17 protein-coding genes and 1 other annotated feature are annotated in these 24,381 nt (G+C 36.8%); of the genes, 3 read left to right on the forward strand and 14 right to left on the reverse strand.

Annotated features, from left to right (window positions below; genetic code table 11):
* Positions 1 to 130 precede the first annotated feature (130 nt).
* A complete protein-coding gene (locus JJQ93_RS08385) occupies positions 131 to 2,833 on the reverse strand; it encodes a sigma-54-dependent transcriptional regulator (protein ID WP_274893440.1) in 2,703 nt (900 codons plus the stop codon).
* Positions 2,834 to 3,001: 168 nt separating this feature from the next.
* On the opposite strand from JJQ93_RS08385, the gene JJQ93_RS08390 reads away from it, so the two are divergent.
* The gene (locus JJQ93_RS08390; protein ID WP_274893441.1) at positions 3,002 to 4,390 is read left to right on the forward strand and encodes an APC family permease; all 1,389 of its coding nucleotides are present in this window, start codon (positions 3,002 to 3,004) and stop codon (positions 4,388 to 4,390) included.
* Positions 4,391 to 4,421: 31 nt separating this feature from the next.
* On the opposite strand, the gene JJQ93_RS08395 is transcribed toward JJQ93_RS08390, so the two are convergent.
* The 4 genes from JJQ93_RS08395 to JJQ93_RS08410 all read right to left on the reverse strand — a co-directional run bounded on the left by JJQ93_RS08395 (position 4,422) and on the right by JJQ93_RS08410 (position 8,799).
* Positions 4,422 to 6,053, reverse strand: a complete 1,632-nt coding sequence (locus JJQ93_RS08395; RefSeq protein WP_085111834.1) for a peptide ABC transporter substrate-binding protein — start codon at positions 6,051 to 6,053, stop codon at positions 4,422 to 4,424.
* 191 nt (positions 6,054 to 6,244) lie between these two features.
* Entirely contained in the window at positions 6,245 to 6,859 is a 615-nt protein-coding gene (locus JJQ93_RS08400) for a DUF47 domain-containing protein (RefSeq protein WP_085111835.1), read from the reverse strand.
* A 13-nt stretch (positions 6,860 to 6,872) separates the two neighbouring features.
* Entirely contained in the window at positions 6,873 to 7,871 is a 999-nt protein-coding gene (locus tag JJQ93_RS08405; RefSeq protein WP_274893442.1) for an inorganic phosphate transporter, read from the reverse strand.
* A gap of 82 nt (positions 7,872 to 7,953) precedes the next feature.
* Positions 7,954 to 8,799: an aldose epimerase family protein gene (locus JJQ93_RS08410; protein WP_274893443.1), complete on the reverse strand. Its 846-nt coding sequence runs from the start codon at positions 8,797 to 8,799 to the stop codon at positions 7,954 to 7,956.
* Positions 8,800 to 8,961: 162 nt separating this feature from the next.
* Between JJQ93_RS08410 and tlp the strand changes: the two genes are divergently transcribed.
* Positions 8,962 to 9,231 (forward strand): small acid-soluble spore protein Tlp, encoded by a 270-nt coding sequence (gene tlp, locus JJQ93_RS08415; RefSeq protein ID WP_085111837.1) that lies wholly within the window; start codon positions 8,962 to 8,964, stop codon positions 9,229 to 9,231.
* A gap of 22 nt (positions 9,232 to 9,253) precedes the next feature.
* On the opposite strand, the gene leuS is transcribed toward tlp, so the two are convergent.
* Together leuS and JJQ93_RS08425 are read right to left on the reverse strand one after the other, a co-directional pair.
* Positions 9,254 to 11,698, reverse strand: coding sequence for a leucine--tRNA ligase (gene leuS, locus JJQ93_RS08420; RefSeq protein WP_274893444.1), 2,445 nt, complete (start codon positions 11,696 to 11,698; stop codon positions 9,254 to 9,256).
* 48 nt (positions 11,699 to 11,746) lie between these two features.
* Positions 11,747 to 11,940, reverse strand: a binding site (T-box leader).
* 55 nt (positions 11,941 to 11,995) lie between these two features.
* Complete coding sequence (locus JJQ93_RS08425; protein ID WP_274893445.1) at positions 11,996 to 12,700, reverse strand: YjgB family protein; 705 nt, start codon at positions 12,698 to 12,700, stop codon at positions 11,996 to 11,998.
* Between the two features lie 188 nt (positions 12,701 to 12,888).
* Here JJQ93_RS08425 and JJQ93_RS08430 point away from each other — a divergent pair, with 188 nt between their 5' ends.
* Positions 12,889 to 13,401 carry an ECF transporter S component gene (locus tag JJQ93_RS08430; protein WP_274893446.1) on the forward strand — a complete coding sequence of 171 codons (513 nt, stop codon included), beginning with the start codon at positions 12,889 to 12,891 and terminating at the stop codon, positions 13,399 to 13,401.
* A 14-nt stretch (positions 13,402 to 13,415) separates the two neighbouring features.
* Here the strand turns inward: JJQ93_RS08430 and JJQ93_RS08435 are convergent, their stop codons facing one another.
* From JJQ93_RS08435 to JJQ93_RS08465, 7 genes are all read right to left on the reverse strand, one after another.
* On the reverse strand, positions 13,416 to 14,609 hold the full coding sequence (locus JJQ93_RS08435; protein ID WP_274893447.1) for a M28 family peptidase: 1,194 nt from the start codon (positions 14,607 to 14,609) through the stop codon (positions 13,416 to 13,418).
* Positions 14,610 to 14,926: 317 nt separating this feature from the next.
* Complete coding sequence (locus tag JJQ93_RS08440; RefSeq protein ID WP_274893448.1) at positions 14,927 to 17,503, reverse strand: transglycosylase domain-containing protein; 2,577 nt, start codon at positions 17,501 to 17,503, stop codon at positions 14,927 to 14,929.
* Between the two features lie 137 nt (positions 17,504 to 17,640).
* Positions 17,641 to 18,807, reverse strand: coding sequence for a pyridoxal phosphate-dependent aminotransferase (locus JJQ93_RS08445; RefSeq protein ID WP_274893449.1), 1,167 nt, complete (start codon positions 18,805 to 18,807; stop codon positions 17,641 to 17,643).
* A gap of 401 nt (positions 18,808 to 19,208) precedes the next feature.
* On the reverse strand, positions 19,209 to 20,381 hold the full coding sequence (locus tag JJQ93_RS08450) for a sugar ABC transporter permease (protein ID WP_085113128.1): 1,173 nt from the start codon (positions 20,379 to 20,381) through the stop codon (positions 19,209 to 19,211).
* A 19-nt stretch (positions 20,382 to 20,400) separates the two neighbouring features.
* Positions 20,401 to 21,900: an ATP-binding cassette domain-containing protein gene (locus tag JJQ93_RS08455; protein ID WP_206199045.1), complete on the reverse strand. Its 1,500-nt coding sequence runs from the start codon at positions 21,898 to 21,900 to the stop codon at positions 20,401 to 20,403.
* A 120-nt stretch (positions 21,901 to 22,020) separates the two neighbouring features.
* On the reverse strand, positions 22,021 to 23,196 hold the full coding sequence (locus JJQ93_RS08460; protein WP_274893450.1) for a sugar ABC transporter substrate-binding protein: 1,176 nt from the start codon (positions 23,194 to 23,196) through the stop codon (positions 22,021 to 22,023).
* Positions 23,197 to 23,373: 177 nt separating this feature from the next.
* Positions 23,374 to 24,360 (reverse strand): sugar ABC transporter substrate-binding protein, encoded by a 987-nt coding sequence (locus JJQ93_RS08465; RefSeq protein WP_503010261.1) that lies wholly within the window; start codon positions 24,358 to 24,360, stop codon positions 23,374 to 23,376.
* Positions 24,361 to 24,381: the final 21 nt, after the last annotated feature.

Raw genomic sequence — 24,381 nt, forward strand, 5'->3', positions numbered from 1 at the left:
ATAGATAATGCAAATACCGTGCCAAAGCAATTTCGAGTAGCAAAAGCTTGAATTTCATAGCTTTTCGTATCGTTAAAAAACCTGTATCAATCTGTATTGTTTGTAACCGTAATCAATACACATATGTGTATTAAAGCGAAAAAACTATCATCATTATGCTCACATATTCATCATCTGATAAAGCCATGTCAAAAGCTTCGTTTACTGGTTTTACGGCAGTCTTTATCATTTCGTATTTTGATGTGTTGTTTTCTATGATTGATTTACAGTTTTTGATCCGTATTAATTCGCCATCATTTAATACACGTTCTATTGCACAAGCAAGATGAAGTATTAGACCGATTATTTTGTCATTATCGAGAGTTACATTGTTTTCTGCAATGTTTAGATAAAATTCTTTAAACGCATTGATGTATTTTCCCGCATCAATATTTACGTTTTCTGCGATTATCTCTTTCATGTTGTCTATGGTTTCAAGTGCATCTCTTGAATCAATCATAGCTTTTAAAGATCTTAATTTACGGTTGTCAAACACATCAGTAGTTGAAATGTATTTAACTGTATCATCGCCTGGGTCAAATGCGCTTACTACTGCTAATACATTCTTTTCCCTTTTTATATTCTGTAGCTTTCGCTTAAATTCTCTTTTGTCTTCTATATTTAAAGGTATGATGTCAATGCCTGCTGATTTCAGATCGAGTTTTTTCTCTAAGATGGATTTTAATTTCAATGCTGTGCCTTCACCTGTGATGCAGGCAGTTATTATGACGTCATTTTTAAATCCGTTTTGCATCTCAAAGTTGTCCTTATATATCCTTCCTATATAAGGGCTTAAATTAAGCGCAGAATCGTAAACTTCATCAAGTGATGCATTTAATAATGCTTTTCTTCCTGCTTCTAATACCATAGGTGTTGATGCCATTTCAACCGTCTTGACTGGAATACCTGTTTTTTCGTATACCATATCACCAAAGAAAACTAATGAACCCATGTCTACAAGAAGCAATACACCTTTTCCCTTATTCGTCTTCTTAATTAGGTCACATAGGTTGTTAAGAGCGATTTCAGGCTTCTGGTCAAGTGGCATATTGTACCCTACGACAAAATTTTCCCCCAGCAATCTATTTGAAACATCTGCTATGGATGTAGCCGTAGACTCACCATGCATTGCAACTATGACGCTGACCTTTTCTTCATCTTTTTCTTGTTTTATGTCGAGGCACAAAAACATGGTTATAAAGCCTACTTCATCTTCTGGAACCTCTATGTCAAATTCTCTCTCTATCAATTTTTTAAGCTCTTTAGAAACTTCAAACTCATCCTTGTATATCCTTTTTATATCGTCTAATTGATGGTTTTCTATTTTCTTACCACTTGATATCCTTTCGATTGAGCTGGCAACGTGCATAGAAAGACCATACAGTGTCTTTTCACTAAACTCTCTTTTTAACATTTTTCCTGCATGATTCAGAAAATTATCCACAATATCAACAATTCTCTTGTCGACAACTTTATAAAGTTCCTCTAAATTGTACCTTTTAGCTTCATCAATATACCTTTTTAGATAAGTTTCTATATCCAAATTCATTATGAGTTTTATGTCATCTTCATTTATACCTTTTTTCTCCAGAGATTTACGCTTCTCCTCCAGCGCTTCGTAAAAGTTGAATGATTTACTATCTTCAGATGGAATGATGTCCATTTTGTCTATAGAAAACATTATTTTATCGTCTTTTACAAATTTATCGATTTTATCTTTTTCCTCTTTGTATTTGAAAAGCCCTCTTTTTATATACTGTGGAAGATCTTCTGTGTGTATAACAACTTCTTTGTCCCTATTCATCATGAATCCAAGGTATGCTTTTGCCGCACAAAGCTTTATGTCGCTTTTTAGCTGCCCTATGTTGTTTGGACAATCATAAAGCAGAAATGCTTTCAATGCGTTTGATGTTATTGATATGTCGTTTTTGATTATAGATGCCTCGTCAATCATAAAATTCTTTATTATTTCAAATCTCTCTTCATAAGTTCTTTCTTTTAATGATGGCAAATTTATCACCATCGGGATTCGCCGCGTAAAAGTCTTAAGAAGTATTGATTCTACATTTTCTGTAGTCGCACATATTATAAGCACATCCGCTTTATGCTGTGCGTCTGTTTCACCTAAGTGTCTGAACATCCCTTTGTCTATAAGATAAAAAAGCATCTCTTGTCCTTCTGGTGGCAATCTATGGACTTCGTCGAGAAATAGTATTCCTTTGTCCGCTTTCTCCACTATCCCTATCTTGTCTTTATCTGCACCGGTGTACGCCCCTTTTTTCACTCCAAATAGCTGCGCCATGAGAAGCTGTGGATTGTTGGCATAATCAGCACAGTTAAAAGCCACAAATGGAGCATTTGTCTTGATCCTGCCTATCTCTTTGGCGTATTCGTACATTGTCTCCGCAAACATCGACTTGCCTGTACCCGTTTCACCTAATATTAATGTATGAAGTCCATGTGGAGGATACATGATAGCCGCTTTTGCTTGTTGAACAGCATTTTTAAGGCTTAGATTTGAACCAATTATCTTTTTAAAAGCGTCGTCTTCCACTGTATTAAGATTTTTGGTCAATTCATCTTGCCTTATGCTGAATAAGACAGGCTTTCCTTCGATTTTATCTATCTTGCCATCCTTGTACATTTTATTTAGATCGCTTGATACATTTGCTCTATGAATATTAAGCTCATTAGATAGATCAATTGCAGAGCATCCTTTTATCACGCCATCATTTTTTAGCTGTCTTAAGCATATCTCTTTAAGCTTCTCGTAAACTTTATCAATCCTTTTCATAAAAAATACCTCCTACAAGGCTATTATATCATAACATAATACACATCAAAACACTTCTTCATGTGTAAATCAAATTTATAAGATTCTTTTTTCTGCAGAATATATACATAGGTATATTTCTATGATAAAATTATTTTGCTAATTAAAAAATTTTAAGGAGGCAAAACTGTGGAAAAAGAAAAGATTCTTAAAGTGCGTGACATCGTCCTTATGAATGTAGTGGCAATCATAGGTTTAAGATGGCTCCCACTTGCCGCAAAATACGGTGCATCTTCTATAATGCTGTGGGTCTTAGCTTCTATTTTGTTCTTCATACCGCAAGGACTTGCAGTAGCTGAGCTATCTACAGGATGGCCTTATGAAGGCGGCTTGTATGTATGGGCAAAGGAAGCATTTGGCGACAAATACGGCTTCTTAACGTCATGGTCATATTGGCTTACAAATGTAGTGTATTATCCGTCTATGCTTATATACATAGCCAGCACCGCTGCTTACATGGTGAACCCTAAGCTTGCAGATAATGACCGATTCGTATCCATATTCATATTTGTACTTTTTTGGATAATAACGCTTGTAAATGTCAATGGTCTTAGCTTAAGCAAATGGCTTTCAAATGCAGGCGGCCTTTTTGGAACAATAATACCGGGAATACTGCTTATCGGTTTTTCTATATACTGGGTTACAGGGCTTCATCAGAAAATTCAAGCAACGTACACGGTTCCATCGCTTTTCCCTAATCTATCAAGTTTAAGCAATATCGTCTTCTTTTCATCCATGATATTTGCTTACGCAGGGCTTGAATTAGCACCGACGCTGGCAGAAAGGACGCAAAACCCTGAGAGGACTTTCCCGAAAGCAATAGTTTTATCTGCTTTCATCATACCAGCATTGTATATCCTGGGCACTATATCCATAACCTTCATAGTTCCTCAAAAGGAAATAGGTTTGGCGACTGGGATAATGCAGGCAATACAAATCATATTCGACAAAATTGGCTTAAAATATTTAATAGGCGTCGCTGCATTTTTGATATTCATAGGAGGCATTGGCGGTATAAATGCATGGATAATAGGCCCAATAAACATGATCTTCACAAGCTCAAAAGGCATCATGCCTAAATTCTTTACAAAGTCCCACGATAAATATGGTACGCCTGTAAATGCCATGGTTACGCAGGCAGTCATCGTAAGTCTTCTTATACTTATGGCTTTTTCGACTCCTACTGTAGAGTCAGCGTATTGGCTTTTATCAGCCATGACATCAATACTCTACTTCATACCATACCTTGTGATGTTTTCTGCACTGATCGTCTTAAGGTATAAAAAGCCCGATGTCAAAAGGCTTTATAAGGTTCCATTTGGAAATTTTGGAGCTTGGCTTGTCGGTGGAATAGGCTTCTTAGTCGTGTTGTTCTCAATAATCCTTTCTATTATTCCACCTGCAGGCATGAATTTAGGAAGCCTTCTTTGGTATGAAGTCAAATTAGTCGGAGGAACACTTCTCTTCTTGATATTAGGCTTCTTAATATACAGAAATTACGAAAAGAAACTTAAGTAAAAGGCATTCCACAATGTGGAATGCCTTTTAATCAGTGCTTTTCTATATACGTCCACTTCCAGTCGCTATCAACTCCGACAGAATGCCTTACCCAACCTTTTACATAGTCTCTCTGAACGTAAGCCGTTGCAGAGTAGAACAATGGTCCTACCGGCATATCATTCATCAATATCTTTTCCGCCTCTTTCATCTTTTCCATGCGTACAGCATTGTCATTTGTTGACTTTGCCTCATTGATAAGCTCATCGTATTTAGGATTTGAATACTTCACATTGTTATTGCCAGCATTTGTGGTCCATAAATCTAAAAACGTCATAGGATCGTTGTAGTCGGCTCCCCACCTTGTCAAGCAAACATCATATTGCTGCTTTGAAAACATTTGAAGCCTTATCTTGTATGACACGTTTTGAATGACAACATCTACACCAAGATTGTTTTTCCAAAACTGCTGTATTGCTTGAGCTTCTTTTTTGGCAACATCAGTATCATCTGTAAGCAAAGTTATCTTTGGAAGCTGTGTTATATTTAATTCTTCCATGCCTTTTTTAAGAAGGCTTTTCGCCTCATTTGCATCTTCTTTGAATAAAGCTTCACCAGCTTCTTTTCTGAAATCTCCATTTAACCCTGTGATGCCATTAGGAACAAACGCATAAGCAGGAATAGAACCATCCTTCAAGACATTTTCTGTAAAGCTCTTTCTGTCTATTGATATTGTAAATGCCTTCCTTATATTAGCATTTTTGAAAACCGGATTCAAAGTATTAAAACCTAAGAAATACGTAAAACCATTTGGATGCACTTTAACCTGATCTTTATACTTTGGCACGAAATCACCGCTTATATTGATTTCGTCATATTGACCGGAATCATAGCCCTGTGCGACAGTATTTAGATCTTTTACCATGTCAAAATCTATCTCGCTTAATTTGACATTATCCTTATCCCAGTAGTTATCATTTTTAACAAGGACAATGTTTTGTTCATGGTTCCATGTCTTCAATACAAATGGACCACTGTATATTAAATCAGACGGACTCGATGCCAACTTATCTCCTTCTTTTTCTACAAAAGATTTCTCAAGTGGCAAATACGTGATAAAAGCCGTCAAACTTAAGAAATAAGGTGTAGGCTCCTGAAGCTCTACTTTAAGTGTCTTGTCATCCAATGCTTTTATACCTACAGAATCAGCACTTGCCTTACCTGAATTGTAGGCTTCTGCATTTTTTATAGGATACATTATGTAGGCATATTCCGATGCAGTTTTAGGGTCTAATGCTCTTTTCCAAGAATATTCAAAATCATAAGCTGTTATCGGGTTTCCATCGCTCCATTTGATATTGTCTTTTAAATGGAACACGTATGTAAGACCATCATTTGATACATCCCAGCTCTTTGCTAACCCTGATCCTTCTTTAGGCTTTTCATCAGAGCCTATTCTTACAAGTCCTTCTAACACAGCATTAAGTATTTGAAATGAAACGCCATCTGTTGATTTTGCTGGATCAAGCATTGGAGGTTCATCACCAAGATTCAAATGCAAGACTTGCTGAGTCGAATTTGAGTTGCTTTGAGTAGATGTCTTGTTGCTGGTATTTCCACAACCTGATAAAATGCTTGCTGTCAAAAGAATTGACACGATTAGAAATGCAATAAACTTCCTCACCTAAATCCCCCCATTCAAAATTTAAAAAAATTATACCATCAAATGCATATTAATTCAAAATAAATTATTAATATTACTAATATATTTTAATAATTAAAAAATATTTGTATATTGTGCTAAACTATCCGTTGATTTTGTGTATAATTTAATAAAAAATGGGCATTTATTATCATGCCTTTTAGTATAAATATTCATATTTCCTTCACAAGGATATGGCCTAATATTTCTCCAGCCAAGTCCATCTTATCGGCGCAATTGCTCAAATGTCTGTATATCTCCCGCATTTTTAAAATGTATTTTATATCATCATTCTTTAAAAGCTCCGCTAGATATTTTCTATAATATGACTCCATCTCATTTTCAAGTTTTTTAGCTTTTAGGGCGTAATCCATTGCTGATTTTTTGTCTTTATCGAGATTATAAACACTTTTATCTATAAGCTCTGTACCTCTCAATATGACATCCACCATTTCCCTAAGCTCCGCTGTCGGACTAAGCTCATATATCTCCATTTCTTTTACTGTCGTCTCGCAGTAATCCAATATATTGTCAATGGCACTGGATAGCTCGTATATATCTTCTCTTTCAATAGGTGTAATAAATGTGCTATCAAGCTCATCAATAAGCTCTTTTCTCTTATTGTCAGCCTCTTTCTCTATATTTATCACTTTTTCACCATCGTCATCTTTGCCAGTTGTCATATATAGAGCCAATGCCTGAACACCTTTTAAAGCCAAATCAGAATGTTCCTGCAACAATTTGTAAAAATCTACGCCTTTTGAAAATAGCCAATTAAACAATCCCATTTGCACCACACCTTTATACAGTTTTCCAAATCAAAAATAAAATTGAAGATATCGCAAAAGATGCCGGTATTGTGATAAACCAAGATGCAAACATGCCTCTTGCAAACTGCCACCTTACAGCAGTAGGTCTTTCTCTTGCACCAACTCCAAGTACAGAAGAATTGATTATCTGCGTTCCACTTGTAGGCAGTCCAAATACTGCAGCAGCTATAACTATGAATAGGGACGATATCTGCGCATTAAAAGAGTGAAACGGCTTAACCCTGTATATTCTGGTTCCAACGCTTTTAATCATTCTAAGACCGCCAAAAAGAAGTCCAAAGGATATCATAAAAGCCGATAAAACCTTAATCATGTTATGAAATTCACTGCTTCTTGAGAGACTACTTCCTATCGTCAATATATATATAAGACCCATTCCTTTTTGGGCATCATTAGCGCCTTGACCGGCATTTAAGATAAAGAGAGTCAAATATTGAAGCTTTTTTAAAACAGTATTGACTTTTACTCCAGCACTTCTCAAAATACGGCTTGTGGAATACATCACCAAATACCCTATCAAAAATCCAAAAACAGGAGATAAAAAAAGTGGAATTACGACTTTTAGCAATATTCCGTAGATGTTAATAGAATCAATCCCATATTTAATTATGAAAGGCCCTATCATGCCTCCAACTAATGCGTGTGAAGAGCTGGAAGGCATACCTATATACCACGTGATAAGATTCCAAACAACAGCACCAAGCAAGCCTGTAAATATCATGATATAAAGATCATTGCCAGCAATTGTAATGTATTTAAGCTTAAGCACGTCTTTGCTTATGGTGGATGCGACTGTAGTGCTTAATGTAGCTGTCCCGATAAATTGAGCTAAAGACGCTGTTATGAAGGCACTTCTTATGCCGATAGATCTTGACGAAATAATCGTAGCTATGAGATTTCCTTCGTCGTGAAACCCTGTAATAAAGATGTATAATAAAATAAAAGCTATTAAAGCATAGTGCAAATCCATTTTGACACCTCAATATATTTCTTGTGGTACATTATATTATGTGCAAATGACTCAAAACGTTAATGTACCACAACCATAAATATTATTCCATAGAAGCTCTTATGCTAAACACTGCTTTTAGCTCATCACCAGGCTTTAAAATTTTGACATCTTCCTTTGTATTCATGGAGTCAGGCTTAGCCATCCAAGGCTCAACACATATAAATTCTTTATCGTGTAATGCCCATACAACTACGTATTTAAAAACTTCATCGTATTCAAGAATAATTTTCATACTTCTTTTTTTATCTAATATAGAACACTTATTTGATTTAGGCTCAAAAATAAGATTTACCTCCGTCTTTTTAAAGTCAATCTCTCCATCGAAAGCAATCTGCTTTTTATCTATTGCATCATAGCATACATCTGAATCAACTGATATTAAGGCATCGCCCTTATTTTCAATATAAAAATACGGGTGAAATCCAGAGTAAAATATCATATTTTTCTCTGACTTATTTACATATTGTTGTTCTATTGTCAGCATTCCGCTCTTGAGAATATATTTAAAAATAAGTTCAAAATCAAAAGGGTATATTTTCCTTGTCTCGCTACTGCTTGTAAACTTTAATGTTATCGACGCAGAATCATTAGCATTTGTCTCAACTACATCCCATTTATAAAGCCTTGCAATACCATGCTGTTTCATGTTGTACTCTCTGCCATCTATCGTATATTTCTCATCTTTTAGGTACCCACAGATTGGAAAAAGTATCGGTATTCCTCCTCTTAAATTTTTCGTCGCATCGTACAGTGTTTCTTTGTCAAGGTATAAAATCTCTTTTCCATTATATACAAATTTCGTTATAACTCCTCCCCGCTCTGGCACAACTTCAAAAAAGGAATTATTTTTCAAATCATAAAGCTTGTATGTTTCAAATTTGTCCATATATTTTTCCACTTTATACATTTTTCAGCACCTCTTTTATTATTTTGTCTAAAACCTATTATACTATAATACCCATAAACTTTTCTAATTTTTTCAATACATATATTAAATATAAAAGTTAAAAATAATTTTGAAAAAATACTTTTTAGGAGTGTGATAGAGATGGCTGAGGGAAAAGGGCGTTATAAAAATCCTCCAAAGCCGGATGATCGTTCTGATAATGTCGGAAAATTGCAGGATATGATTCACGATACGATAGAAAATTACAGAGAAGCTGAAGATTATTTGAAATTGCACGCTGAAGAACTTTCTCCAGAAGAAATCGCAAGAATCAAAGAGAAAAATCGCCATAGACTTGAAAGCATCCATGGCATGAGAGACGAAATCGTAGACGAAGTAGAAGCCGGAAACGGAGTAGACAAAAAAGATTAAAAAATAGGCAGTTTCTCACTGCCTATTTTACAACTATATTCACAAGCCTACCTTTTACAACTACGACTTTAACTATTTCTTTGCCGTCAATGTATTGTTTTATGCTTTCTGCTGAAAGCGCAGCATCTTGAATTTCCTTCTCACTCGCGTCTGGAGAAACTTCGAGACGTCCCCTTACCTTACCGTTGACTTGTATTGCTATCTCAACAACATCTTTTACTAAAGCTTTATCATCGTACTCTGGCCATTTTTGATTAAAAACAGAATAGGTGTATCCCAATCTGTCCCACATCTCTTCTGCAAAATGCGGTGCAAACGGCGCCAGAAGCCTTACAAGATCTGCAATAGTTTCCTCGTACAATTTTGTGTTTTTAATTTCCACGTCAGCATCGTATTTATAAAGAGCATTTACAAGCTCCATTATCCTTGCTATGGCAGTATTAAACTGAAACTTTTCAGCATCTTCTGTGACGCTCTTTATGGTATAATTTCTCACATAATTAAGCTCTTTCTCATCTTTTGAAATCTCATCTTTGCCTTCTTTGCCTCTGTCTTCTATAAATTTATCTACAAGCCTTTCAATTCTCTGTATGAAGCGGGACATAGCTTTTATACCGTCATCATTCCACGGGCCACCTTCAGTAAAGGCAAAGCCAAACATCAAGTACATCCTAAATACGTCTGAACCGTATTCATTGATGTACTCATCAGGTGATATTGTATTGCCTCTTGATTTGCTCATCTTGTTTCCATCAGGCCCTAAAATTATGCCTTGATGTATGAGAGATTTAAAAGGTTCATCGAAGTCCAGATATCCTAAATCTCTCAATGCCTTAGTGACAAATCTGGCATATAAAAGGTGCATGCATGCGTGCTCGGCACCGCCTATATATTTGTCAACTGGTAGCATCTTATCAATAAGCTCTTTGTTGAAAGGCTCTTTGTCGTTTTTGTTGTCAGGATACCTTAAGAAGTACCACGATGAATCAACAAATGTATCAAGTGTATCAGGATCTCTTAATGCTTTGCCACCGCATTTAGGGCATGTAGTATTCATAAACTCCTCAGATTTTTTAAGGGGCGACTCCCCATCCGGTGAAAACTCCACATTGTATGGCAAAAGAACCGGAAGATCTTTTTCAGGCACGGGCACCAGTCCGCATTTCTCACAGTGTATTATTGGTATAGGTGCACCCCAATACCTTTGCCTTGATACAAGCCAATCCCTAAGCCTGTAATTTACCTTAAGTGCTCCTTTGCCTTCTTTCTCAAGCATCTTCACTATTTCTATCCTTGCATCTTCTGATTTACTTCCTGTAAAATCACCGCTGTCTACAAGAATACCGTATTCAACAAATGGCAGTGAGTCGTCTACGCCATCATTTCCCTTGATGACTCTCTTTATTGGCAAGTCGTACTTCTTAGCAAATGCATAATCTCTCTCGTCATGGGCAGGTACTGCCATGACACAGCCTGTCCCATATGTAGCAAGAACGTAATCGGATATCCATATAGGCACTTTCTCACCTGTAATAGGGTGAATAGCGTACGCTCCTGTAAATACGCCTGTCTTCTCTTTTTCCGTTGAAAGCCTCTCTATCTCGCTTTGTTTTCTGGCGTATTCTTTATATTCTTCTACATTTCTTCTATGCTCATCTGTCGTTATGAGATCTACTATCTCATTTTCTGGAGCTAAAACCACGTATGTAACACCGTATAGCGTGTCAGCCCTTGTCGTAAAAACTTTAAACGATATGTCTTTGCCATCGACTTTAAACTCTATCTCAGCACCATCAGATTTTCCTATCCAGTTTCTCTGCATCATCTTCGTCTTCTCAGGCCAATCCAGCTCATCAAGCTTATCTAAAAGTTCTTCTGCATAATCAGTTATTTTCAAAAACCATTGTGTCAAATCTTTTTTAGTGACTTCAGAGCCACATCTTTCACAAGTGCCTTCTACAACTTGCTCATTTGCGAGGACTGTCTTGCAGCTTGGACACCAATTGACAGGAGCCTTTTTCCTATAAGCCAAACCTTTCTTGTACAGTTGTAAGAATACCCATTGTGTCCACTTGTAGTAATCAGGCAAACAGGTTATAACCTCATAATCCCAATCAAATGTGGCACCCATCTCTCTTAACTGTCTTTCCATAGTCTTTATGTTTTGAAGGGTAGAATCCTGTGGATGTATGCCTGTCTTTATGGCATAGTTTTCTGCTGGCAATCCAAACGCATCAAAACCCATTGGATGAAAAACTTCATAGCCCTGCATCCTTTTCATCCTTGCCCATGAATCAGCAGGCCCGTAGTTATACCAATGCCCTGCGTGAAGCTTAGCACCTGACGGATACGAAAACATCTCAAGACAGTACAGCTTTTTATCAATGTTTTCCGGGTTAAACTTGTATAGTTTTGTATCCTCCCACTTCTTTTGCCATTTTTTATCAATATCCCTTGAATAAGCCATCTTCTCACTCCTATTAATATTTTTTTGCATAAAAAAGGCTTTACATCACAAAGAGACGAAAGCTACGCTTCCGTGGTACCACTCTTTTTGACGCAAGCCCACTTGTTTCATATAACGGTACAACCGTGCATACTTTTAATATGCATGCTCAATGGCGAGTTCAGCTAACACAATGCCTTTTCCCACCGTCATAAGGCTCTCTGAAAAAGTCTTAGCCTACTACTCCACATCATTGCATTATCAATATATATTTATCAATATTTTATTACAAATGCTCTTAAAATGCAATATGATAAATCACCATTGGCGACCTGGATCGTCTGCCATAGAATTAACTGTTGCCGCAGGATACAGCACATTTACATGGTCAACAAGATTTGTCGTATCTGATATGACAAATTCAAGCTTGTAGTCAGAATTCATCGTATATCCTAAAACAGTTTGGCTTGTAGTGCCGCTTATAGTGGCTTTATACAAGGCTTTTCCCAATACATTTTCAATATCGCTTCTTGAAATGGCTTGTAATCTAGGATCAAATGACCTTGTCTCAAAAACCTGCATTCCTTTATTAAATCCAAATACAAGATCCTTCTTTGTAAAAGTCGTATAAGTTCCCTTTGCAGATGAAATATACTCTTGCTTGTCAGGGTTTCCATACACCTTTTCTATGTCATCTATAGTAGTTTTACCTGTGACAAAATCGCAGTTTATTACTTTACCTTCTTTAGCAAGGCTTACTATCTGATTTAACAAACCAACGTTGCGATTGTCTACAACAGGATTCTGATCTCGTTTATCACTATTGCCATTATTATTATCATTGCTGCTCTTATTTTCATCTTTTGCATTATTATCAGAAGTTGAATTATCATTTGTTGCAGTTTTTTGGCTTTGCGATTGTTGGTTTCTTCTTTGTGCTGTATTAGAATTATTGTAAAGCAGGTATCCGGCAAAAATCGATACAGCAACAACAAGTGTTATCAATAAGATGTATTTTTTCATAATCAATCCTCCAATTTTTTATTTATTCCCCCACACAAATGATAACCTTATGCAATGCCTTTCGTCAATGGCTTTAAGGGAGATTTAATACATAATTAATGTTTTTAATACTTTTTTGATAATTGCTTAACAACATTACACTATAGTGTTAAAATATAGTTAAATAGATTGATGTTGGAGGTGATATTATGGTAAATGGCACATCACCCAAAAAATTTGACGCAAAATTTATAACAAGAACAGCTATTTTACTGGCATTGACTATAATCGTACAATTTATCAAGATGCCACAGCTTGTAACAGGCTCAATCGTAAATGCGATGCTTATTGTATCGGCTTACTTTGTAAGTGTCTGGTCTGGCATCACAATAGGGCTTTTGACGCCAATCATCGCTTTTTTAGTAGGACTTATGGGATTTCCAATGCTTATACCATTTATAATGATTGGCAATGCACTGTACGTAGTGCTTTTCTCGGCTATTAAAAACAACATCATAGGCATGATAACAGGGGCAGTTGTAAAGTTTTTATGGCTGGCAGCTTCCGTAAAGTACATTCTCGTAATGTTTGGCGTAAAAGTACCGCAAAAAATTGCAGCAGCCTTTACATTCCCGCAGTTAGCTACTGCTATAATCGGTGGAATACTATCCATCTTTTTAATATTCATCTTGACAGGTTATTTCAATAAATCAAAGGAGTAGGTACATACCTACTCCTACTCAATTGCTTCAACATTTTTTAAATTGGTCATCTTATTTGAAACCCTTAAAACATATTCTATCAAAAAGCTTTCTTCATACCTTAAAAGCTTTGAATCAACGTTTTCTATAGTATCTGTAAACCAATGATAATTTTTTATAGATCCGTCTTCATCCATGGATAAAAACGCTATAGCGTCGAATCCACTTGCTAAGACAGGCAGTGCATCTGTGGGCAAAAGCAAGTTTTTCCTTCTCTGAACCGTATTTTTTGGATACTCTTTTGCCATAAGATCTACAACATCTAAAAGCATTTTGCCTGCTTTCCTGTATATTAACATACCTTCTCCTTCAAGGTATGTCAACTTTCCTGCCCCAAGATTATCCAGTATTACAAACTGTGTATCACCACTTAACAACTTTCTATATTTTTTTAAGAAATATTTCATTCCCCTTTCGCCAGTCTCCTCGCTGCCTGTAAAGAGGAAAATTAGTTGCACGTCGTCCGGAAATTTATCCATGTTATTTGCATAGTGATCTGCAATTGCTAATGCCAAAGATACACCAGAACCATTGTCATTAGCGCCGTTTGTGTACTTTCCACCTAACTGGCATATAAGCAAAAACACGACCATTGCAAATGTTATAAGTATGCCTAACCCCAATAAAACGTTTGATACAAAAGAAATGTTCATCACTTTAAATGCGATACCTAATGGTATCAAAGCAAATCCCACATAGCCAACGTTAAAAATCATTTTTAATCTGCCAACAATTTTGGGACTAAACATCAGGCTGCCTTTTTGAGTATCAATGTGGGCAGATATAATTATCTTCTTTTTGTCGTTTTTTTCGAATTTTGTGAATACGTTTTTAGATCTGTGTTTAGGCATTATGCTTGTTTCAAAAGACCTGCCGCTTAGCTCTAAAACCAGCAAAAATACTGCAATAATGGAAATTAAAAACTCCACGACATTTAAAAATTTATCGTATACAAGCGATGCCGATCCCATAATGAAAAGAAGGATACCAAACTGAAGAGGCAAAATGTAAAGATTGTCTCGTGTCGTTTTAAATTCCTGTACACCCACATCATAGCCTAAAATTTTAAGCTTTTCTGCGATGTAGTCTGCTGCCCTTCTTTCATTCTTTGTGGCTGAACCACGGTGTTCAAACCTCGAAAGCTCTTTTAAGTAATCCATACTTTTCATAGTATTCGCCCCCTAACTATATATTTCTACAGACTTTTCAATATTCCTTCAATAATTTTTTCCTATGAGTTGATACATTATTCACAATAGGGAAATTACTTGAGCTTCCAAAGCCAGCGAAATAAAAAAACACCTACTATGCAGGTGCGTGACAAGAGTTATACAAAAAATCACCTTTCCGTTATTATAGAGTTGTTCAAGCTACTATATAACAAAAGGAAAGGTGATTTAATGGCTAATAAACGAGATAAAATGGCATGCACAAAATAGATGTGCCAATACCACATTTATTCACTACTAAGTATAGTGGTTATGATTTAGTGGCCAAGTATAGAGTTTATTATATTTCCAATGCCCTTTTGATTCGTGGTAGAATTTCCTTGTCCACTGCTATTAGCATTACTGCTATTTGTACCGCTACTATTGCTTTGCCCGCCATTGCCGGATGTACTGTTTTGTCCCGTATTTTCAGTATTCGTGTTTCCCGGTTCCGTGCCATTTGTCGGAGCAGTAGTATCGCCACTATTTGTCGATGGATTCCCAGTTTGTGCTCCGTTGTCATTCTGATTATTTCCCGGCAATACATCGCTTCCACTGTCCGACTGTGTAGGCAATACGTATTTGCCATCGGCAGCGTACGCATTCTGCTCTGGCGTCCTTCCTGGCGGATTGATAAACACCTCTTGTTTCACAAGGAAAGGCGGCGTCCATGAAGATGCCAGTTTCCCTGTCAATGTATCTATCTGGGCTGATACGTGAACAGTACAATACTCTGTAGGCTGTGTGCCTGCAGCAAACATCTCAGTATATGTCCTGTCCCCTCTCGGATCTTGTCTACACAAATCAGTCGGCAATTCTCCAGAATCTTTGCAGACCGTCTCATATACTATTCCAGATGGTTTATCTGTAAAATGTGTTGGTGGAAGATTTTGATGTATTTGTGCCATGACAGTCCTCCACATCTGAGCCGGGAAAGTACCGCCTACCTGCGGCACACCGTAATTTTTCACAGGATTATTTGATGATGGATAACCCATCCACACAGTGCCAACGTAGTAAGGCGTGAAACCTGAAAACCAAATGTTGCCTGAATTCTCAGATGTGCCTGTCTTACCTGCTACATCCATATTTGAAAGCTTCGCAGCAGTACCTGTCCCATGGTCTACAACATCCATCATCATGCTTCTCAATATATAAGCATTTTGCTCACTTAGCACCACATGTTCTTCAGGTTTATTGTCTACCAATACTTTCCCTGTAGAGTCTGTAATCTTTGTAAAAGTAATAGGGCTTATATACATGCCTTTATTGGCTATTGCTCCATAAGCAGCCGCTTCTTGTATAGGCGTAATGCCTTGACTTAAACCACCTAATGCCAATGCTGGAAGGTACATATCGTTTTTAGTTATGTCAAGGCCAAATTTTTTTCCGTAACTTGCGGAGACATTTATGCCTATCTTATTGACAACCTGAACAGCAGGCACATTCAACGAATCTGTAATTGCTTCCCTTAATGTAACTAACCCATGGTAATAATTGCTTTCATAGTTGTGAGGTGTATAAGGTTTTGCACCAGGAAGCGTAAATGTGGTAGGAACGTCATCTACAACTGTAGCAGCAGTAAGCCCGCTTTGTAATGCAGGTCCATAAACGGTCAAAGGCTTTATAGATGACCCTGGCTGTCTCTTTGAGTCAGCAAAGCTTATACCTCTTGTGACATACTTAAAGTCATTTGTATTTCTACCACCTACAATACCCTTAATTTCTCCAGTCTTCCAATCTATAACTACCATCGCACCCTGTACAGCCTCTTTTGTAGTCGGATCTACAGGGAAAAGCTTTGGATTTTTAAACGCATTTTCCATTACCGTCTGTATATTTGGATCCATTGTTGAATATATCCTAAGACCGCCATTGTATATTTCATTTAATGCTTCAGATTTAGTTATGCCAAGTTTTTTGACAAGAGCATCTGTAGCATCATTTATGACTTGATCTATAAAATAGCCGTGACTATACGTAGACAAATTAAGATTTTTAAAGACAAAATGCAGCTTTTCATTTATGGCAGCATTGTACTGTTCTTGAGTGATAAAGCCCTGTTTCAACATTTCACTCAAAACGAGGTGCTGCCTCTCCGTCGCTTGCTGTATATTGGAATCAGGCGAGTACATAGAAGGATTGTTGGTAATGCCTGCCAGCATAGCACATTCTGCAAGGTCCAACTGGCTTACATCCTTGCCAAAATACTGAAGGGCTGCTGCTTGAACACCATACGCATTTATATGTGGACCGCCTAAATAAATGGTATTAAGATATGCTTCCAGTATCTGCTTTTTCGTGTACTTCTGCTCTAATTGCCATGCTAATACAGCCTCTTGAATCTTTCTCGTCAATGTCTTTTCATCTGTAAGCATAGTATTCTTGACAAGCTGCTGCGTTATGGTGCTGGCACCTTCCACAGGTTTGCCACCGGCCTTTATGTCAACTAAAAGTGCACCAATTATCCTCTTTGGATCAATGCCTAAATTATTCTTGTAAAACCTCTGATCTTCTATGGCCACAACGGCATTTTGCAAGTTTTCAGGAATTTTATCTATAGAAACCCAAAGTCTGTTATCAGAACCGTGTAAAATCGCAGCTTGGCTCCAGCTTCCATCGCTGTTTTTAGCGTACACTATGGACGACTGTTTCATCTTCGTCAAAGCATCCTGCGACAGTGGAGGCGTGTTTTTTATTATAGCTAAAACTTTACCGCCAACAGCGCCAATACCTATCAAAATCAGTATAATGACACCCCACAGCACAACATTGAAGGCTTTCTTAAAGGCGCTTTTTTTGCTTTTTTTCTTTTTATTTCTATCACTACGCCTAAGTTGTGTATTATTCTCCATAACATATCCCCTCAAAAAAATTTTAATACTAATATTATACCATATCATATTATATCATATTTTATTTTCAGGCAAATGTCGAAATTATTAAAAAATAATTAAAAAACCACAGGACCTTAAAGATCCCATGGTTTTTCCTAAAATTCCTTCATAAACTCCCTTATCCTTTTTACCGCCTCTTTTAGATTTTCCATGGATGTGGCATAAGACATTCTTATGTATCCCTCGCCATGCTCACCAAATGCGCTTCCTGGCACTGCTGCAACTTTCGCCTCATATAAAAGCTTTTTGGCAAATTCCAATGAGGTTAGTCCAGTCTCTTTAATCGATGGAAATATGTAAAATGCTCCTTTAGGCTCAAAGCACTTAAAGCCCATATCAATTAAGCTTGCGTACAAAAATTTCCTTCTTTCATCGTATTTCTCCCGCATGAATTTCACATCATCATCGCCGTTTCTTAAAGCCTCCAAACCTGCATATTGCGATTGGGTGGATGCTGACGTGACATCGTACTGATGTATCTTTGTCATGTGCTTTACAAAATACTCCGGTGCGGCTATATAGCCCAGCCTCCATCCTGTCATGGCATAAGACTTAGAAAAACCATTTATCAAAACAGTCCTTTCCCACATTCCAGGCAGTGATGCAAAACTTACATGCTTAAAGCCATCGTAAACCAGTTCAGAGTATATCTCATCCGTCACAACCAGCAAATCGTGCTTTAATACTACCTCAGCCAATTTCACCATTTCCTCATAAGGCATGACAGCTCCTGTTGGATTATTGGGATATGGCAAAATCAAAACTTTCGATCTATCTGTCACATACTTTTCTAATACATCTGCTTTTAAGACAAAGTTATCTTTTTCATATGTAGGGACAAAAACAGATTTGCCACCAGCCAATTTCGTACATGGATCGTAAGCCACAAATGACGGCTCAGGTATCAAAACTTCGTCACCATCTTCCACAAGAGTATTCAGTGCTATGTAAATAGCCTCCGTCGCACCGATTGTGACGAGTATCTCACCGTCAGGCTTATAATCTACATCGCAACTTCTTTTAAGATATTTTGATATCTCTTGCCTTAATTCTATAAGCCCAGCATTTACAGTATATCCTGTTTTGCCTTCTAACAATGAGACATACGCTGCATCGATTATGTGCCTTGGTGTAACAAAATCCGGCTCCCCAATCGTCAGCGATATGGCGCCAGGCACTTCTTTTGCCATATTAAAAAAATACCTTATTGTAGATATCTCTATAGATTTTGCACGTCTTGAAACTCTATCTTCGAAACCCACCATGCTCCCCCACTTTCAATAAAAACTCTTTATTCAATTATAATACACAATTTCAACAATTTAAAGCATCATAATTTTTTCCTCTTTTTAGGGAAATATCTACCAATACTGCGATGACAAGAACAATAACTACACTGCAGCTTTTTTGTTTCCACCAATCGCATAACGCCATTGCCAAACTTGGTATGGTTTGCTGCAAATGTAAAAAAGCACTACCGTGACTGAAAAAGTACAAAATTAGGAGTAGAAAGACAAAAAGCATAGGCATACGCCAATATAAGAAAAGGCTACTGGAGAATATCCAATAGCCAAATACTCAAAACGATCATTATAAGTAAATACTTTGATGACGCTGAATAAAATAATTATTAAGCTCTACTCAATTGACTGACACCATTTAATCAGCCAACAGCTTGAGAACGACGTGTAAGGATGTCAAATACAACAGCTAAAACAAGTATTATACCTTGTATTACGTATTGAATAGAACTTCCAAGTCCCATTAAATCCATACCATTAGTTAGTGATACCATAACTAAAGCACCTATTAATGAGCCTGTAACTTTACCAACACCGCCGTTTGCAGAGCATCCGCCGATAAATGCACCGGCAATTGCCAAGAGCTCAAAACCTGTGCCTGCTGTCGGTGAAGCACTTTGCATTCTTGATGCAAAAAGTATTCCTGAAAGTGCAGTCAAAGTTTCCATAATAACAAATGTATAAATTAAAACATTTGCCACATTGATACCAGAAAGTTCAGCTGCTTCAGGGTTACCACCAACAGCATAAATGTGGCGCCCAAATGCTGTTTTATTTAATATCACCGTAAATATAGAAACAACTACAAAGACAATAACAAATGTCCAAGAAATACCATTATTCATCGCCAAAACAAGTATTAATGCTGCAATCAAGGCAACAACAAAAGCGATTTTAGCAATAAAGAAAGGCATAGGTAAAACTTCAAAATTGTATTTTTTCTTTGTGTTCCGAGCCTTAAACTGAAAATAAATAAACAATACTATACCAATTAAACCAATTACAAGAGTTGACACTGCAAATCCGCCAATTTTTCCGAAACTTGGTATAAAACCATTACCTATTTCATTAAAGAATTTATCAGTAATGTTAATTGTACCGCCTGCCTGAGTAGCGAATAGCAATAATCCATGGAAAGATATCATACCTGCAAGAGTTACGACAAACGCAGGTATACCAACCTTTGCAATCAGTACACCAAAGAACAAACCAATAACTGCACCTAAAGCCAGTACAATTAGTATTGCGAGAATAGCTGGAACATGATAATTCATCATCAATATTGCAGCTATAGCTCCTAAAAAGCCTGAAAGGAAACCGACTGACAAGTCAATTTGCCGAACAATAATGACAAGCGTCATACCAGTAGCTAACACTGCTATATAACCTGTTTGATTTATCAAACTTGATATATTATATGGAGAAATAAACGTACCATTAGTTAAAATAGTAAATAAAACGAAAATCACAGCTAATGCAATAAACATACCATAATCACGTATGTTTTTTCTAAGAATTACACCTAGTTCTTTCATAATATCCCTCCTTAAAATATCAGGCCGTAGCCATTTCCATAATTTTCTCCTCTGTTGCGTCCTTGGCGTCTATAACACCGGTCATAGTACCATTAGACATAACATATATCCTATCGCTCATACCCAATATTTCAGGTAACTCAGAGGAAATCATTATGATGCTCATACCCCTCTTAACAAGTTCATTCATAATTGTGTATATTTCAAACTTGGCTCCAACATCAATTCCTCGAGTTGGTTCATCCAAAATCAACAGATCTGGCAAAGTAAAAAGTCCTTTCGCTACTGAGACCTTTTGCTGATTTCCACCAGACAAAGTCCCAACAACTTGCTCGATAGAGCGTGCTTTAATATTTAACTCATTAAAGAACTTATTGGCAGCATTTACTTCTTCATGTTGATCAATAAAAAGCCCATTCAGTAACTGCTTGAGATTGGAAAGAGTTATATTAAATTTTATGTCTTGAATCAATACGAGGCCATTCCCTTTTCTATCCTCTGTAACATATACAATTTTCTCTTTAATGGCTTTCTCAGGAGAACTTAAATGCTTTTTGACTCCATTAACGTATAATTCGCCTTTTATATTATAATGCTTTGTATTGCCAAAAATGCTTAGGGCCATTTCGGTACGCCCTGCGCCCATAAGCCCTGCAATACCAACAATTTCACCTTTGCGGACTTTAAAATTAATATTATGGAGAATTTCACGCCCTTTGCTTGGATCAAAAGCTGTCCAATTTTTCAATTCAAAGCATACATCTCCATATTTAACATCTTCCCTCTTTGGATAAATGTCTTCTATCTCTCTGCCAACCATATACTTAATTATTTCTTTTTCCTCAACTTTGCGTTTAGTAGCATCAATCGACGTAATTGTCTTTCCATCTCTTAAAACCGTGATTGTGTCGGCAATAGAGATAACTTCTTTTAATTTATGCGATATCATTATACATGTTATGCCTTGTTTCTTTAATTCTCTTAAGATTTGCAGCAAATTCTCACAATCAACTTCACTAAGCGCTGCTGTCGGCTCGTCTAAAATCAAAAGTTTAACGTCTTTACTTAAGGCTTTGCCTATTTCAACAAGCTGCTGAACTCCAACACCAACATCCTTAACTTTAGTTTCAGGATTAATATTTACGCGAATTCTTTTAAGCACTTCTTTGGCTTTAATAATCGTTTCATTCCAATCTATAAACGGACCTTTTTTGATTTCATGTCCCAAAAATATGTTTTCATAAATTGTGAGTTCCGGTATTAAAGCAAGCTCCTGATGTATTATAGCAATTCCTGCTTTTTCACTATCTTCAATACTTCTAAAATGTTGTTCAGTAGAATTTAAAATGATTCTTCCTGTAAATGTGCCTGATGGGTAAACACCAGAGAGAATCTTCATCAACGTTGATTTCCCTGCACCATTTTCACCAACCAAACAGTGAATTTCTCCTCGCTTAACCTTGAAGTTTACACCATCCAGTGCTTTAACGCCAGGAAATGTTTTTCCGATATTATCCATTTCAAGAATGTATTCAGCATCTTTCAAGAGTTTGCACCTCCTAAATTAAAGTCGAAGGGTATGATAAGCAAAAGTTTATCCTACCCTTCCAAATTGTATAGCGTAATAATAAACAGTCGATTATTGTATTGGAGTAACTTTACCGTTATCCAGTTTATACAATCCTGAAGAATTAATAACGCTTTCAGCATTATCCTTTGTAACGATAATCAAAGGAGCTTTTGTTGCAGGAACGTCCGTGCTGCCATTGTTATAAGTTGTTACGATAGATGATGGCTTTGTATTGTTGCTGATAGAATCAACTATATCTTTAACGTCAGCAACAAGTTTTGCATCTGATTTCCAAATTGTCATGCTCTGTTTGCCATCCAGAATGTACTGCAACGAAGCCTGTGTAAAGTCCTGACCTGTTGAATAAATCTGAGTAACATCTTTGTCTGCTCTGAATGTATCTGTTATAGCACGTGATGTATCATCATTTGGAGCAAGAACATAAACAACGCCCTTCTGATCCGCCTTTGCTTTTGCCAAGTTAGCTTGTGCTAATGTCTTAGCAGTTGCTGGATCCCAGTTTGTTGTAATCTGACCTATAATTTGAGCTAATTGGCTGTGTGTCAGTGTTGCTGTGTTCTTTAATGAATCAGCAATACTTGAATTTTCTATTACAAATGTACCATCAGCGATCTTTGGTTGAAGAACACTCCAAGCACCTTGGAAGAATAAGAATGCATTGTTATCTGATGGAGCGCCTGCGTATAAATACAAGTGATTGCCTGTACCTTTAGCGTTGTCTACCAAATATTGAGCTTGAGCTGCACCAACAGCTACGCTGTCAAATGTTACGTAGTAGTCAACATTTGGTGTATTCATTATAAGTCTGTCATAAGAAATAACCTTGATACCTTTACTATGAGCCTCATTTACTTCAGCCGCTGCTGCAGTTGCATCCTGCGGAACAATAACAAGAACCTTTACACCTTTAGATATAAGACTTTCAACATTTGTTTTTTCAGTAGCGGTATCTCCGTTACTATAAAGAATTGTAGCACCTGGCAATGCTTGTTCGAATTGCTTCTGTGCCATTGGCCATCTTGATTCAGCTTTTGTTGGAAGCACTATACCAACATTTGAATACTTACCTGTACTATTTGAGCTTGTATTGCTTGAACTCGTATTACTTGAACTTGTATTGCTTGAGCCTGTGCTGCTTGAGCTTGTGCTATTTCCACAACCTGCAAATGCAAAAGTTGCAAAAACCATCAAAGCAACTACAAGCCATAACCTAAATGTTTTCATAAATACTATCTCCTTTCTGTTGTTTATATTTTCGCTATATATATTCTACAAACATCTTTATTTCGCCTCTAAACCATTTTTTGTTTTCGTTCATTTTTTTGCTTTAAATAATTTTATTTGAAATTTTATCTGGATTATTTTATGACAAAAAAATAAAGGCTTTAAGCCTTAAAAAAATCAATTGGTATATCTGTACACATCGTCGCGGCTATGAAAGCCATCTTTAATCACAGTATCGTCTATGTTAGTCTTGTCAACCGCTATTGGCTCCAGCTTGTAATATGGAACATTGTACTTCCCATCGTAAATCGTATTGCTTACGTTTAATTTCTCCCCTTTTGCCAATTTCACTGCCAACTTCGCCGCATCTCCAGCAAGTTTATCAATTGGCTTGTATATAGTCATAAGCTGAGTACCCTCTATTATTCTCTGACATGCAGCAAGGTCGGCATCTTGCGCCACAACAGCCACCTTGCCTGCCAGCCTGTGTTCTGACAATGCTTCAATTATGCCATTTGCCAATCCGTCGTCACCTGCAATTATTGCATCTATCTTATAATTTTCCTGTATATATTTTTCAGTAGATTGAAATGCGTATTCTGACATCCAGTTTGGAGACCATTCCTCTCCTAATATGCGTATGTCTCCGCTTTTAACCTTTGGAAGCAATACGCTGTCATACCCTTCTTTAATCATCTTTGTGTTGTTGTCATTTGTCGCACCATTTATTATGAGATAATTGCCTTTTGGATACCTTTTAATAAGATATTCTGCCATTAGCTTTCCGACCTTTACATTATCAAATGAAATATATAAATCTACATTTGAATTTAAGACAAGCCTGTCGTATGAAATAACCTTAACACCTGCTTTTTTAGCCATCTCCACCGCTGCAGAAGCTTTCTTAAGATCGTTTGGAACAATGACAAGCACGTCAATCTTCTTGTCCAACAAATATTTCACTTGCTTTAGCTGATCCTCGTCATCATTGTTTGCATTTTGCACAAAAACTTCTGCTCCCAACTCTTTCGCTTTTGCCATGAATATATCCCGATCCTTTACCCATCTTTCTTCTTTTAAAGTACCAAGGGAAAATCCTATCTTTATCGCATTTTTATCACTTGTATCGTCAACATATTTGCTAGCTTCATAATATTTGTAAATCCTGTTCCCTAATAACACCAG

The organism is Thermoanaerobacterium sp. R66, assembly GCF_028895185.1.
Lineage (GTDB): Bacteria > Bacillota > Thermoanaerobacteria > Thermoanaerobacterales > Thermoanaerobacteraceae > Thermoanaerobacterium.